At 67.8% G+C, this 12,701-nt stretch carries 12 protein-coding genes; 7 read left to right on the plus strand and 5 right to left on the minus strand.

What is annotated here, in order from left to right:
- Positions 1-134 precede the first annotated feature (134 nt).
- Genes KY499_RS13195 through KY499_RS13210 form a run of 4 tightly spaced genes read left to right on the plus strand, consistent with a single transcriptional unit; the run spans position 135 to position 3,229 of the window.
- Complete coding sequence (locus KY499_RS13195) at positions 135-542, plus strand: molybdopterin-binding protein (protein WP_219885556.1); 408 nt, start codon at positions 135-137, stop codon at positions 540-542.
- Positions 542-1,357, plus strand: a complete 816-nt coding sequence (gene modA, locus KY499_RS13200; protein ID WP_258190769.1) for a molybdate ABC transporter substrate-binding protein — start codon at positions 542-544, stop codon at positions 1,355-1,357. Before KY499_RS13195 ends, modA begins: the two co-directional genes overlap by 1 nt.
- A gap of 7 nt (positions 1,358-1,364) precedes the next feature.
- Positions 1,365-2,183, plus strand: coding sequence for an ABC transporter permease (locus tag KY499_RS13205; RefSeq protein ID WP_219885557.1), 819 nt, complete (start codon positions 1,365-1,367; stop codon positions 2,181-2,183).
- Complete coding sequence (locus tag KY499_RS13210; RefSeq protein ID WP_123253765.1) at positions 2,180-3,229, plus strand: sulfate/molybdate ABC transporter ATP-binding protein; 1,050 nt, start codon at positions 2,180-2,182, stop codon at positions 3,227-3,229. The genes KY499_RS13205 and KY499_RS13210 overlap by 4 nt, the downstream gene beginning before the upstream one ends.
- Positions 3,230-3,319: 90 nt before the next feature.
- Here KY499_RS13210 and KY499_RS13215 read toward each other — a convergent pair whose 3' ends face one another.
- Positions 3,320-3,820 carry a carboxymuconolactone decarboxylase family protein gene (locus KY499_RS13215; RefSeq protein ID WP_123253764.1) on the minus strand — a complete coding sequence of 167 codons (501 nt, stop codon included), beginning with the start codon at positions 3,818-3,820 and terminating at the stop codon, positions 3,320-3,322.
- Positions 3,821-4,225: 405 nt separating this feature from the next.
- Between KY499_RS13215 and clpB the strand changes: the two genes are divergently transcribed.
- Positions 4,226-6,895 carry an ATP-dependent chaperone ClpB gene (clpB, locus tag KY499_RS13220; RefSeq protein ID WP_219885558.1) on the plus strand — a complete coding sequence of 890 codons (2,670 nt, stop codon included), beginning with the start codon at positions 4,226-4,228 and terminating at the stop codon, positions 6,893-6,895.
- Positions 6,896-7,009: 114 nt separating this feature from the next.
- Here clpB and KY499_RS13225 read toward each other — a convergent pair whose 3' ends face one another.
- Positions 7,010-7,708: a septum formation family protein gene (locus KY499_RS13225; protein ID WP_258190770.1), complete on the minus strand. Its 699-nt coding sequence runs from the start codon at positions 7,706-7,708 to the stop codon at positions 7,010-7,012.
- Between the two features lie 293 nt (positions 7,709-8,001).
- On the opposite strand from KY499_RS13225, the gene KY499_RS13230 reads away from it, so the two are divergent.
- Together KY499_RS13230 and KY499_RS13235 are read left to right on the plus strand one after the other, a co-directional pair.
- Positions 8,002-8,235: a DUF3073 domain-containing protein gene (locus KY499_RS13230; RefSeq protein WP_123253762.1), complete on the plus strand. Its 234-nt coding sequence runs from the start codon at positions 8,002-8,004 to the stop codon at positions 8,233-8,235.
- A 225-nt stretch (positions 8,236-8,460) separates the two neighbouring features.
- Positions 8,461-9,243, plus strand: coding sequence for a VOC family protein (locus tag KY499_RS13235; protein ID WP_219885559.1), 783 nt, complete (start codon positions 8,461-8,463; stop codon positions 9,241-9,243).
- A 66-nt stretch (positions 9,244-9,309) separates the two neighbouring features.
- Here KY499_RS13235 and purM read toward each other — a convergent pair whose 3' ends face one another.
- The 3 genes from purM to KY499_RS13250 are packed head-to-tail and all read right to left on the minus strand — an operon-like array spanning position 9,310 to position 12,628.
- Positions 9,310-10,473, minus strand: coding sequence for a phosphoribosylformylglycinamidine cyclo-ligase (gene purM, locus KY499_RS13240; RefSeq protein ID WP_219885560.1), 1,164 nt, complete (start codon positions 10,471-10,473; stop codon positions 9,310-9,312).
- Positions 10,470-12,173: an amidophosphoribosyltransferase gene (gene purF, locus KY499_RS13245; protein ID WP_219885561.1), complete on the minus strand. Its 1,704-nt coding sequence runs from the start codon at positions 12,171-12,173 to the stop codon at positions 10,470-10,472. Before purF ends, purM begins: the two co-directional genes overlap by 4 nt.
- Positions 12,174-12,220: 47 nt before the next feature.
- Entirely contained in the window at positions 12,221-12,628 is a 408-nt protein-coding gene (locus KY499_RS13250) for a hypothetical protein (protein WP_258190771.1), read from the minus strand.
- Between the last annotated feature and the right edge of the window lie 73 nt (positions 12,629-12,701).

The raw sequence follows: 12,701 nt of genomic DNA on the forward strand, positions 1-12,701 counted from the left end.
GCTCCACCCCAACAGAAACAGCGTAGGACCTGTACTTTCCGGGAACCAGAGACAATTCTTACGGATTCAGAAGGAGTTGCTTTTGCGGATGTATATGGCCTCAGGGCTCGCTTTTGAGGACCTATGATCGGGGTATGCCTAATATTCGCATATCCGAAGCGGCACGATTCCTCGGCGTCAGTGACGACACCGTGCGGCGCTGGACCGAGAACGGATCCCTCACGCCGCTCAAGGACGACTCCGGCCGGCTGGCGGTCGACGGGCTGGAACTCGCGGGGCTTGCCCGCGAGCAGGCCCAGCTCCCGGATGATCCGGCCAGGGCCGACAGCTCGGCACGGAACCGTTTCGTCGGCCTGGTCACGGCCATCACCGCGGACACCGTAATGGCGCAGGTCGAACTGCAATGCGGGCCCTTCCGGGTGGTGTCGCTGATGAGCAGCGAGGCAGTCCGCGACCTCGGGCTCGAGCTCGGCGCGGTGGCCACCGCCGTCGTCAAGGCCACCACCGTGATTATCGAGACGCCGAAGGGCAGAAACGTTTAATGAAACCGGCCCGAATGGCCCGCATCCGCACCATCGCTGTCCTGTTCGCCGCGGCAACGCTTGCCGCCGGACTCGCCGGCTGCGCCGCCAGTGTCCCGGACTCCCCCGGCCGATCCGCGGGCAACGGAAGCAGCGCGCTCTCCGGAACCGTGACGGTGTTCGCGGCGGCGTCGCTGAAAGAATCCTTTACCCGGCTCGCGGACCGGTTCGAGGCAGCCCATCCGGGGACCGCGGTGGTGCTGAGCTTCGCGGGCTCCTCAGACCTCGTCACGCAGATCACTCAAGGCGCGCCGGCGGACGTCTTCGCCGCGGCCGACGCCCGGAACATGGCCAAACTCGCCGACGCCGGGCTGCTCGACGGTCCGGCCAGGAACTTCGCCACAAACACGCTGGAGATCGCCGTACCACCTGCCAACCCGGCGTCGATCAGTTCCTTCGCCGATCTCGCCAGGCCCGGAGTCAGGGTGGTGATCTGCGCACCCCAGGTGCCGTGCGGCGCCGCCGCCGAAACCGCGGCACGGGCCACCGGGACCGCGCTGCGGCCGGTCAGCGAGGAATCCTCCGTCACGGACGTGCTCGGCAAGGTCATCTCGGGCGAGGCCGACGCCGGACTGGTTTACGCCACGGACGTCCTGGCTGCCGGCGCGAAGGTCACAGGCATCCCCTTCGCCGAATCGGCCCGCGCCGTCAACACCTACCCGATCGCCGCCGTCGGGCCCGGCCGAAACAAGCAGCTCGCGGCCGCCTTCATCGACCTGGTGACTGGCGACGCCGGCCGGAAAGTCTTCACCGACGCCGGATTCGGCACGCCGTGAGGGCCGCATGACGCACCCCGGCTTCAACGGCGTGCCGCGCTGGATCTATCTGATTGCCGGCGTCGGCGCCCTGTTCGTCCTGCTGCCGCTCGCTGCGATCATCGCCAAGGTCAGCTGGCCGCACTTCCTTCCCCTGATCACCTCGGAACCGGCGCTGACGGCCTTGGGGTTGAGCCTGCGGACGGCGGCTGCCAGCACCGTGCTGTGCGTCCTGCTGGGCGTGCCGCTCGCTTTGATTTTGGCCCGGGGACGCTTCCGCGGGCAAGGCCTGTTGCGCTCCCTCGTCCTGCTGCCACTGGTGCTGCCGCCCGTGGTGGGCGGCATCGCGCTGCTGTACACCTTCGGCCGGCAGGGCCTGCTTGGACGGTCGCTGGAAATCGCGGGGATCCAGATCGCGTTTTCGACCACGGCCGTGGTGCTCGCGCAGACGTTCGTGGCCATGCCGTTCCTCGTGGTGAGCCTGGAGGGGGCACTGCGTTCCGCCGGCAGCCGGTACGAGGCCGTCGCCGCGACGCTCGGCGCGCGGCCGACCACGGTGCTGCGCCGGGTGACGCTTCCGCTCGTTTTACCGGGGCTGGCCTCCGGCGCGGTCCTGTCCTTCGCCCGAAGCCTCGGCGAGTTCGGTGCCACCCTCACGTTCGCCGGCAGTCTTGAGGGCGTGACCCGGACCCTGCCGCTGGAGATCTATCTGCAGCGCGAGACCGACGCCGACGCCGCCGTCGCGCTGTCACTGCTGCTGGTGGCCGTCGCGGTGGCCGTCGTCGGGGTTTCCTACCGGCGCCCCGCCACGGGCGGCATCGCCCGGGCAGAGCGGGGGTCCGCATGACGGTCCGGATCGCGGCCTCGGTCACGGCCCGCGGGTTTGACGTTGAACTGAGCCTGGCCCCGGGGGAGACGATCGCCGTGCTCGGCCCCAACGGTGCCGGCAAGTCAACACTGCTGTCGGTAATCGCCGGGCTGGTCCGACCGGACGCGGGCCGGGCTGAGGTGGACGGCAGGGTGCTCTTTGAGCTCGGCCACGGCGCGGAAACCTGGACGGCGCCGCACCGTCGCGGGACCGCGCTGCTGGCGCAGGAGGCGCTACTCTTTCCGCACTTAAGCGCCCTCGACAACGTCGCTTTCGGCCCGCGCAGCGCGGGGGCGACGAAGGACGCAGCTCGAGAGACCGCCGGGCGCTGGCTCGATGAGGTCGACGCCGGCGACCTTGCCTCACGGCGCCCGCACCAGCTCTCCGGCGGTCAGGCGCAGCGAGTGGCGGTAGCGCGGGCGCTGGCTGCGGGCCCGGAGGTGCTGTTGCTGGACGAGCCCATGGCGGCACTGGATATCCATGCGGCGCCGCTGCTTCGCCGGCTGCTCAAGAGGGTCCTGGCCGGCCGCCGGGCAATCATTGTCACCCATGATGTCCTGGACGCGTACATGCTTGCGGATCGGGTAATTGTGCTGGAGGACGGAAAAATCACCGAGCAGGGACCTGTCCGGGACGTCCTGCGGCGCCCGCGCAGCCGCTTTGCCGCCGGACTGGCCGGGGTGAACCTGGTTGCGGGAACCACCACCGCCACGGGAATCCGGTCCGCGGAGGGGCTGGATATCGCCGGTCAGCATGACCTCGCGCCGGTGCCCGGGCTGGCGGGCGTGGCCGCGTTCCCGCCGTCGGCGGTGTCCGTCTTCCTCGATGCGGCGCACGGCAGCCCGCGGAACTCGTTCCGGGTGAGAATCACCGACCTCGAACCGCACGGCGACCAGATCCGGGTGCGGGCCGGAGATCTCGCTGCGGATGTCACCCCGGCAGCCTCGGCGGATCTGGGGCTGGCGCCCGGCCTTGAAGTCTTTTTCGTGGTCAAGGCGGCCGCCGTGGCGATCTACCCGGCGTAGCCCGGGCCCGGTTGCCGCGGACCCGGGGCGGGCGCCGCGCACGATCCCTGGTGTCCCCGACTACAGTGCGGGGACACCAGGCGGGCGCCGCTACTCGGGTTGCTGCTGGCGGGGTTTGCGGACCGGATGATGGCTGACAATGGAGACGCGGTTGAAGGCGTTCATGGTGATGGCGAGCCAGCTGACGGCCGAGAATTCCTCATCCGTGAGGTGCTTGCGTGCCTGGGCGCCTTCGTGTTCGCGGGTGCCGGCGTCGGAGATGTTGGTGATGGCCTCGGCGAGCGTCAGCGCCGCGCGCTCCTTCTCCGTAAAGAGCTCCGTGTCGCGCCAGGCGGTGAGCACCGCGAGGCGTTGGGCGGACTCGCCGTTCTTCACGGCGTCGCCGACGTGAAGGTCCAGGCAAAAGGCGCAGCCGTTGAGCTGGGATATCCGGACATTCAGCAGCTCAATCAGCGTCCCGTCCAGGCCCGCATCCTCGGCCGCTTCCTTTGCCTTGAGCCCGAGGCCGTTCAAGGCCCGCCACGCTGCGGGGTGCGCCTTGTCCAAAAATACGCTGCGGTGCTGGGGCGCGTGGGCCGCTGTCTCATTCATGCCTCACAGAATACCCACGGGCCGCGCGTGAGAGCGGAACGGCATATGACAATGTTGTCATAGTTGTGACAGAATCTATTTACGCGTGATGCCCTGGCACTGCGGCCGACTCCTTGGGGGACTCGCCCATGAGGGCCAGGGCGGACCACGCTGCCACGCGCTCATTCGTGCGCTCCACCCCGGGGGACATGTCCATCCCTAAGCCTGGCAACTGGGCATGGGGGCACTATGTCCAGCGGCCCGGGCGCACGGAGGGCATGTCCCGTGGGAGGGCGGGGATTGTCGGGCACGCCGGCCCTAGACAGTCGTTTCGCTGTGGGCAAACATGGAGCCAAAGAGACCGGCTGCAAAGTTGAGCGGTCTAGACTCAACTTTGAAGCAGCAATATTCCGGAAGGAGCTCTCTTTGGACGCCAAATTCACCACCAAGAGCCAGGAGGCGCTCTCGGCAGCGGCAATGAACGCCTCGACGGCGGGAAATCCGCAGCTCGAGCCCGCGCACCTCCTCAAGGCACTCATGGACCAGCGCGAGGGCGTCGCCGTCGCGCTTCTTCGCGCTACCGGCACCGATCCGGAGGTTGTCAGCGTCCAGGCGAGCACCGCCATTAAAGCCCTTCCTTCGACGTCCGGCAGCTCGGTCCAGCAGGCCCAGCTGTCGCGGACCGCGATGCAGGCCATCAGGAATGCCCAGAACGAGGCCGAAAAGCTCGGCGACACCTTCGTCTCCACCGAGCACCTTCTCCTGGGGCTCTCGGCCGGCGCGGACGGCGTCGGCCGGCTCATCCGCGATGCCGGCGCCTCCCATGAGGCCCTGCTCGCCGCGCTGCCCGGGGTCCGCGGGGGACGCACGGTCGATACCGCGGACCCGGAAAACACGTTCGAGGCGCTGGAGAAGTTCGGCACCGACCTCACGGCCATCGCCCGTGCCGGCAAACTGGATCCAGTGATCGGACGCGACGCCGAGATCCGTCGGATCATCCAGGTCCTGAGCCGCCGCACCAAGAACAATCCGGTCATTATCGGCGAGCCCGGCGTCGGCAAGACCGCCGTCGTCGAAGGTCTTGCCCAGCGGATCGTCGCCGGCGACGTGCCCGAAAGCCTGCGCGGCAAGACCTTGATCGCGCTGGACCTCGCGTCCATGGTGGCCGGGGCAAAGTACCGCGGCGAGTTCGAGGAACGGCTCAAAGCTGTGCTGGAGGAGATCAAGAATTCCGACGGGCAGATCGTCACCTTTATCGACGAGATCCATACCGTGGTGGGGGCCGGCGCCACCGGTGACAGCTCGATGGATGCCGGCAACATGCTCAAGCCCATGCTCGCACGCGGCGAACTCCGCCTCATCGGCGCCACCACGCTGGACGAATACCGCGAGAACATCGAAAAGGACCCGGCCCTGGAGCGGCGCTTCCAGCAGGTGTTCGTGGGCGAGCCCAGCGTCGATGACACCATCGGCATCCTGCGCGGCCTCAAGGAACGCTACGAGGCCCACCACAAGGTCGCGATCGCCGACTCCGCCCTCGTCGCCGCAGCCACCCTCTCCAGCCGCTACATCTCCGGACGGCAGCTTCCGGACAAGGCAATCGACCTCGTCGACGAAGCCGCCTCCCGGCTGCGGATGGAAATTGATTCCGCCCCGGAGGAGATCGACCAGCTGCGCCGCTCCGTGGATCGTCTGACCATGGAGGAGCTGGCCCTCGCCAACGAGAAGGACGCCGAGTCGGTGGAACGTCTGTCCGCGCTGCGGGCAGACATGGCGGACAAAAAGGAACAGCTGGCCGCCCTCAACGCCCGGTGGGAGGCCGAGAAAGCCGGACTGAACCGGGTCGGCGACCTCAAAGCGAAGCTGGACGAGCTGCGCTCCGCGGCGGACAAACATCAGCGTGAAGGCGACCTCGAAGCGGCCTCGCGGATCCTGTACGGAGAACTGCCCGCCCTGGAACGGGACATGAAGGCAGCCGCGGAGGCGGAGAACGCCCGGGTGGCAGGCGGTGCACCCCAACAGGCGCCGATGGTGGCCGACGAGGTCACCGCAGAGGATATCGCCGAGGTCATTTCGGCCTGGACGGGGATTCCTGCCGGGCGAATGCTGCAGGGCGAGAGCCAGAAGCTGCTGGACATGGAACACGTGCTGGGGGAGCGCCTGATCGGCCAGCAGAAGGCCGTCACCGCGGTGTCCGACGCCGTCCGCCGTGCCCGCGCCGGCATCAGCGATCCGAACCGGCCCACCGGTTCGTTCCTGTTCCTGGGGCCCACGGGCGTCGGCAAGACCGAGCTTGCCAAGTCCCTCGCGGACTTCCTGTTCGACGACGAACGAGCCATGGTGCGGATCGACATGTCCGAATACTCGGAGAAGCATGCGGTAGCGCGGCTTGTCGGGGCGCCTCCGGGCTACGTGGGATACGAGGAAGGCGGCCAGCTGACCGAAGCCGTCCGCCGTCGGCCATACTCCGTGCTGCTGCTGGACGAGGTGGAAAAGGCCCACCCGGAAGTCTTCGACATCCTCCTGCAGGTGCTCGACGACGGGCGCCTCACCGACGGTCAGGGCCGCACCGTGGACTTCCGCAACGTGATCCTGGTGTTGACCTCGAACCTGGGCAGCCAGTTCCTGGTGGACCAGAGTCTGTCTGCCGCTGCCAAGCGCGAGGCGGTGATGGCCGCTGTGCACGCCGCTTTCAAGCCGGAGTTCCTAAACCGGCTCGACGAGGTGGTGCTCTTCGACCCGCTGACTGTCACGGAACTGGCCCGGATCGTGGAGCTGCAGGTCCAGGAACTGGGCGAACGCCTCAAGGGCCGCCGCCTCAACCTGGAAGTCACGGAGGGCGCCCGGTCCTGGCTGGCCGTGACCGGCTTTGACCCGGCCTACGGCGCAAGGCCCTTGCGACGGCTGGTGCAGCGCGAGATCGGCGACCGGCTGGCCAAGGCCATCCTCGCGGGCGAGATCACTGACGGGGACACTGTGCTCGTGGACACCACCACCGACCTCGATGAGCTCACCCTCGGTGGGGCCGAGGCAACGGACCGGCCCGACGGCGGACCCGCGGCAGGCGGCGGACTCTCGGTCCAGCGGAAGGACTAGCGGAAGGATTAGCCGCCACGCTTTAGCCGCGCCCGCGGCGGGCCGGGCCGGGCCGGGCGCGGGTCGATCCGTATCCCGGGCCGCCGGCCACCCCGGCCCGCGGCGTGCACCGCTTCAGGGGAGGAGTGAGTCCACGATGACATTGCCGCTTTCGGCAATGACGTAGCAGTCCACGCGCCGGTCACCCTTATCCCAGCTGGTGGAGCTTGGGTAGGCCAGCTTGTAGCCCAGCGGGTAATCAGCGGTTTTGGCCGCCAGGTCTGTTGCTTTGCAGGCGTCCAGGGCTTTTTGCTTCAGCGGCTCGCGCCCAGGGTATTCAGCCGGCTCGGGATAGCTCTCGATTGCCACCAGTTGCGCCGAATGCTCGGTTCCGCAGTCGACCACCGTCGACTGCAGGGCCTCGGGATCGAAGTCCTTGAAGCAGTCGCCGAGCTGGAAGTCCAGGGCACTGACGCCTTCCAGCGGCAGCGCCCCGCGGCTGGCCTCGGCCGAGGGCGTCCCTCCGGTCTGGGCCCCGGATGCTGACGGCGCGCTTTCGGCCGCCGCGGGCTTCGTGCCGCCGGGTGTGGCGGTGCCCCACCAGATGGCGGCCACAAGCGCGATCAGTATTAGGATGGCGGCGCCGACCCGCCGTCGGCCCTGCCGCCGGACCCAGCGGCGCGCGCGGGCGGCATGTCCGGCCAGCGCCGGGGCGTACCGGGACATCAGTGCCCCTTCGCCAGCCGACCGGGCATGCGGAAGCCCTGTTTCCGGCTCGCCGACGCGAGGTGCGCCTGGCAGTCCGGCGTCGTGCCGTGCGTTCTCGTCGGTCACTGAGTTCTCCACCACTTCCGTGCGTTTCTGCCGTGGCCAAAGTCACGGCGGGGCGCCTCTTTTGGCGAGGCCACTACGGAACTCTACCGAAGATCCCGGCCCACTTGCATGCCAGGCCGCCTCTCGGGCCGGCGCGCGGATGCGCCACGTGTGCCGCGCGTGTGGGACCGGGGCGCAACCGGGGCGGAAAGCATGTAATCTAGGTGTTACGACAAATTGACCAAACATTCCGGGGCCTCACCATTTTTCAGTGGTGACCACCTCCGGTCCAAGTACAAAAAGGGGGTCACGCCATGGGGCGCGGCCGTCAAAAGGCAAAAGCTACCAAGCAGGCTCGGGACATCAAGTATTACTCCCCGAACACTGACTATTCGGCCCTTCAGCGCGAGCTCACGGGCCCGGGCGGTCGTGCCGCAAGGCACTTCGCGGATGATCCGGTTGAACCGGACTATTCGGCCTATGTGGATAAGTACGCGGACGATGTGGATGACGACGACGACGAGGTAGATTCCCGTCGCATAGGTTAGTCGCACCTTCTTTCCGGCAGGCCGCACCCCAAGGGTGCGGCCTGCCGTTGTTTTACGGCGCCTGTCATGACCGTTTCGACGTGCCGGTGCCCCTTCGACGTTCCGGCGCGACGTGTGCGCAGGGATACATCGAATTGACGAAGTATTGTCGGCGCCGATGGTGCAGACTAGGTTAATTCTGCCGGGATAATCCGGCGCGACGCTATTCCGTCCGGAAGGATTGCCATGACGGCACACGCGGGGTCCGATGCGGCCGACGCCTACTGGACAGACTTCAGGACCACGGACGTCGAGGCTGCAAAGAGCTTCTATGCCGCTGTTTTCGGCTGGCGGTTTGAGGAATACGTTGCCCGGCACGGCAGCACTTACTTCCTGGCCTGTCTGGCGGACGGACTCGTAACGATTTTCGCCCCGTATATCAGCGGGCAGGACCCCGTGGATATGAACGGGCGGTGGAACGTCTATTTCGCGACGGGGGACGTCCGGGAATTTGTCGACGGGTTGGCGCACTCCGGTGGTGTTCTCGAATCCGAACCGGCGGTCCTTGACGACGCCGGGGAGATGGTCTTCTTTTCACCGCCCGGAGGCGGAAACACCGGAGCCTGGCACCCATGGCGCCGCTTCCGCTCCGCCCGCAGCGAGGACCCGGGCGCCGTGGCCTGGATTGAGCTCCTCACCCCGGAACCCCAAGCCGCCGTCGCATTCTTTCAGCAGCAGTTCGGGCACGAGGTGACAGAGTATCCGCAGGACGACGGCGGCACGTACTCGACGCTGCTGGCCAACGGCACGGAGGTGGCAGGGATCGCGGCCGTTCCGGCGGGCTCCGAGGGCATCCTGGATCCGGGGTGGCAGGTGTACTTCGGCGTATCCAGCGTCGCCGAGTCGGTAGCAGCGGCGGTGGCCGCGGGCGCCGTCGTCCTCCTCGAACCGGACGGAACGGAGGAGGGCGGAACGATTGCCACGCTCCGGGATCCGCAGGGCGCCGTGTTCAACCTGTTGGAGCTTTAACCGCAACGGGCGCCCCGCACCCGCCGCTTCGCAGGAAACGGCGGTTGCGGGGCGCCCGATGGGCGTTTAGGCGTAGCTGTTGACCAGGCGGACGGCACCGCCGTCGACACCCTTGGCACCCTGTACGTAGTCCGGGCCGGTCTTCAGGATCGCATCCGAGTTCTGCTCCACGGTGCCCATGATCCAGGACGGCAGGCCGCGGTCATTGAGGCGGGCCACCGCGTCATCGGCGACCTCGGCCGAGACGATGGCAACCATGCCCACGCCCAGGTTCAGGGTGCGCTCCAGGTCCGCCAGCGGGACGTTGCCAAGCTCGGAGACCAGCTTGAAGATGGCCGGCAGTTCCCAGGTGGCGCGATCCACGGTGGCCAGCAGGCCCTGCGGCAGTACACGGGCCAGGTTGGCCGCGAGCCCGCCGCCGGTAACGTGGCTGAAGCCGTGGACGCCGTGGGCCGAGTTCACCGGGAAGGTGCGGGCCAGGTCCAGGCAGTCCGCCGCGTAGACGCGGGTCGGTTCGAGGAGTTCCTCGCCGAGCGTGCGTCCGAGTTCGCTGACCTGACGGTCCAGGGCCCAGCCGGCGTGGTTAATCACTCGGCGGACGAGCGAGTAGCCGTTGGAGTGCAGGCCGGAGGAGGCCATGCCGATCACGACGTCGCCGGCGCGGACACGGTCCGGCCCGAGCAGGTCGGCGGCTTCGACAACGCCGGTGGCGGCACCCGCGACGTCGTACTCGTGCTCGCCCAGCAGGCCCGGGTGCTCGGCGGTTTCGCCGCCCACCAGGGCGGTGCCGGCCACGGAGCAGGCGGCCGCGATGCCGCGGACGATGTCCGCGATGCGTTCCGGAACGACCTTGCCGCAGGCAATGTAATCGGTCATGAAGAGCGGCTCGGCGCCGACCACAACGATGTCGTCCACGACCATGCCCACGAGGTCGTAACCGATCGTGTCGTGGATATCCATGGCCTGCGCGATGGCGACCTTGGTGCCGACGCCGTCGGTGGAGGTGGCCAGCAGCGGGCGCTTGTAGGTGAGCAGCTTCGAGACGTCGTAGAGGCCTGCAAAGCCGCCGACGCCGCCAATCACCGACGAGTTGTGGGTCGCCTTGACGGCGCCTTTCATCAGTTCAACGGCACGGTCGCCGGCTTCGACGTCCACGCCGGCGGAAGCGTAGGTGATGCCCGCGGAGTTCTGGGCGGCATTCATGTCAGCGGCCGGGGAGGCGGAAGTCATACGGGCTCTTTCTTGTCGGCAGCGAACGAAGCAGCATCCGTCTCTGAGGGGACGCCGTGAACAATGGGTGGGATTCGGTCAGCCTCAGTGAGGAGACCTTCGAATTCGGCATCCGGGCCCGGGTCGCAGCCGGTGGCGCCGGGCTTCCCGGCGGGGTCCTCCTCCAGGGAGGTGCCGGGCCCGGCGTCGGAGGCAGCCGGTACCGGCATGGAGGCCGCGGCAGGCAGCTTGCCGGCATCCGAGCGCTCCAGGAGGTTCTTGCCGAGCTTGTCGGCGCCCGGTAGTTCGATCGGGTACTTGCCGGTGAAGCACGCGGTGCAGAGGCGCTCACGTGGCTGGCGGGTGGCCTCGATCATGCCGTCTTCGGAAATGTAGGCCAGCGAGTCGGCGCCAATCGCCTGGGAGATTTCGTCAATGGTGGCGCCATTGGCGATCAGTTCCGCGCGCGAAGCGAAGTCGATGCCGTAGAAGCACGGCCACTGCACGGGCGGGGAGGAGATCTTCACGTGCACGGACGCGGCGCCGGCTTCCCGGAGCATCCGGACGATGGCACGCTGGGTGTTGCCGCGGACGATCGAGTCATCCACCACCACAATGCGCTTGCCGCGGATTACGGACTCAAGGGCGTTGAGCTTGAGGCGGATGCCGAGCTGGCGCAGGGTCTGCGAGGGCTGGATGAAGGTACGTCCCACGTAGGCGTTCTTGACGAAACCGTGCGCGAACGGGATGCCGGACTCCTCGGCGTAACCGACAGCAGCGGGAGTGCCGGATTCCGGGACCGGGATGACAAGGTCAGCTTCCTGGGTGTTTTCGCGGGCGAGCTGGCGGCCCATCTCCACGCGGGACTCGTAGACCGAGCGGCCCGCAATGGCGGCGTCCGGGCGGGCGAGATAGACATATTCGAACACGCAGCCGGCCGGTGTTGCCTCGGCAAACCGCTGGGACCGGACGCCTTCCTCGTCAATCGCAATGAATTCGCCGGGTTCGATCTCACGGATGAAGCTCGCGCCGACGGTGGCCAGGGCGGACTGTTCCGAGGCGACCACCCAGCCGCGCTCCAGCCGGCCGAGGCATAGCGGACGGATGCCGTAGGTGTCGCGGGCGGCGTAGAGGGTGCCTTCGTCCATGAAGACGAAGCAGAAGCCGCCCTTGATTTTGGGCAGCAGTTCCATTGCGGTCTGCTCGAGTGACTTGCCTTCTTCGCCCTCAAGCAGCGCCGTGACGAGGGCCGTGTCCGAGGTATTGCCCTGCTTCATCTCGCCGCTGAGTTGGCCGTCGTTGCGGTCCATAATCATGGCCTTGAGCTCGGCCGTGTTGGTGAGATTGCCGTTATGGGCCAGGGCCACGGTGCCCGTGGCGGTCGCGCCAAGGGTGGGCTGGGCGTTGGCCCAGTGGCTGGCGCCGGTCGTGGAGTAGCGGCAGTGGCCGACGGCCAGGTGCCCGGTCAGGGTGTTCAGCGTGGTCTCGTCGAAGACCTGGGATACGAGGCCCATGTCCTTATAGACGTTGATCCGCTTGCCGTCGCTGGTGGCTATACCAGCCGACTCCTGACCGCGGTGCTGCAATGCATACAGCCCGTAATAGGTGAGTTTTGCTACTTCTTCGCCGGGAGCCCAGACCCCAAAGACGCCGCAAGCGTCCTGGGGGCTTTTTTCGCCGGGGAGAAGATCATGAGAAAGAGTTCCATCGCCGCGTGCCACTGGTCGATTATCTCACGTCGTGCGCCTCGACTCGCCCGGCGGCCGGTTTATGACCTGTCGCCCGCGTCGGGAAGGTCCCCGGCGTCGTCCTCCGGGACGGACTCGACGACGGCGTGACTGGACCGGCGCACGCTGAGCCGGTCCAGAACGAGTGCTGCGGCACCGCCGACGACGACGCCGCCGGCAACGCCCATCACCATAAAGAAGCCGAAAACGGAGCCGCGGTCGTAAGTGGCGTCGCCCGGGAGTCCGAAGGCGATGATGGCTGCCACGGCGATGCCCAGCAGTCCGCCCAGGATCAGGAACGGCACGTAGCGCGGCGCCCGGCGCACAGTGACCCCGCGCCGCTCGGGCGACCCGGCCGGCTCTCCAGCGCGGTCGCGGGCCGGTTCCTTGCCGGCGCCCCCGCCCGGGGCGTCGTCGCCGGAGGGTCCGTGGGATTCTAGGGAAGACATGGGTTAAGCCTACTGCCCGGCCCGGCCCCGCGGCCCAGCCCCGCGGCCCGGCGGCCCAGCCCCGCGGCCCCGC

Origin of the sequence: Arthrobacter sp. PAMC25284 (genome assembly GCF_019443425.1) — a bacterium.
In the GTDB taxonomy this organism is placed as follows: Bacteria; Actinomycetota; Actinomycetes; order Actinomycetales; family Micrococcaceae; genus Arthrobacter; species Arthrobacter oryzae_A.

Coding starts and splice junctions, on each gene's coding strand:
- KY499_RS13195 (WP_219885556.1), top strand. CDS start 135: ATGCCTAATATTCGCATATCCGAAGCGGCACGATTCCTCGGCGTCAGT.
- modA (WP_258190769.1), top strand. CDS start 542: ATGAAACCGGCCCGAATGGCCCGCATCCGCACCATCGCTGTCCTGTTC.
- KY499_RS13205 (WP_219885557.1), top strand. CDS start 1,365: ATGACGCACCCCGGCTTCAACGGCGTGCCGCGCTGGATCTATCTGATT.
- KY499_RS13210 (WP_123253765.1), top strand. CDS start 2,180: ATGACGGTCCGGATCGCGGCCTCGGTCACGGCCCGCGGGTTTGACGTT.
- KY499_RS13215 (WP_123253764.1), bottom strand. CDS start 3,820: ATGAATGAGACAGCGGCCCACGCGCCCCAGCACCGCAGCGTATTTTTG.
- KY499_RS13230 (WP_123253762.1), top strand. CDS start 8,002: ATGGGGCGCGGCCGTCAAAAGGCAAAAGCTACCAAGCAGGCTCGGGAC.
- KY499_RS13235 (WP_219885559.1), top strand. CDS start 8,461: ATGACGGCACACGCGGGGTCCGATGCGGCCGACGCCTACTGGACAGAC.
- purM (WP_219885560.1), bottom strand. CDS start 10,473: ATGACTTCCGCCTCCCCGGCCGCTGACATGAATGCCGCCCAGAACTCC.
- KY499_RS13250 (WP_258190771.1), bottom strand. CDS start 12,628: ATGTCTTCCCTAGAATCCCACGGACCCTCCGGCGACGACGCCCCGGGC.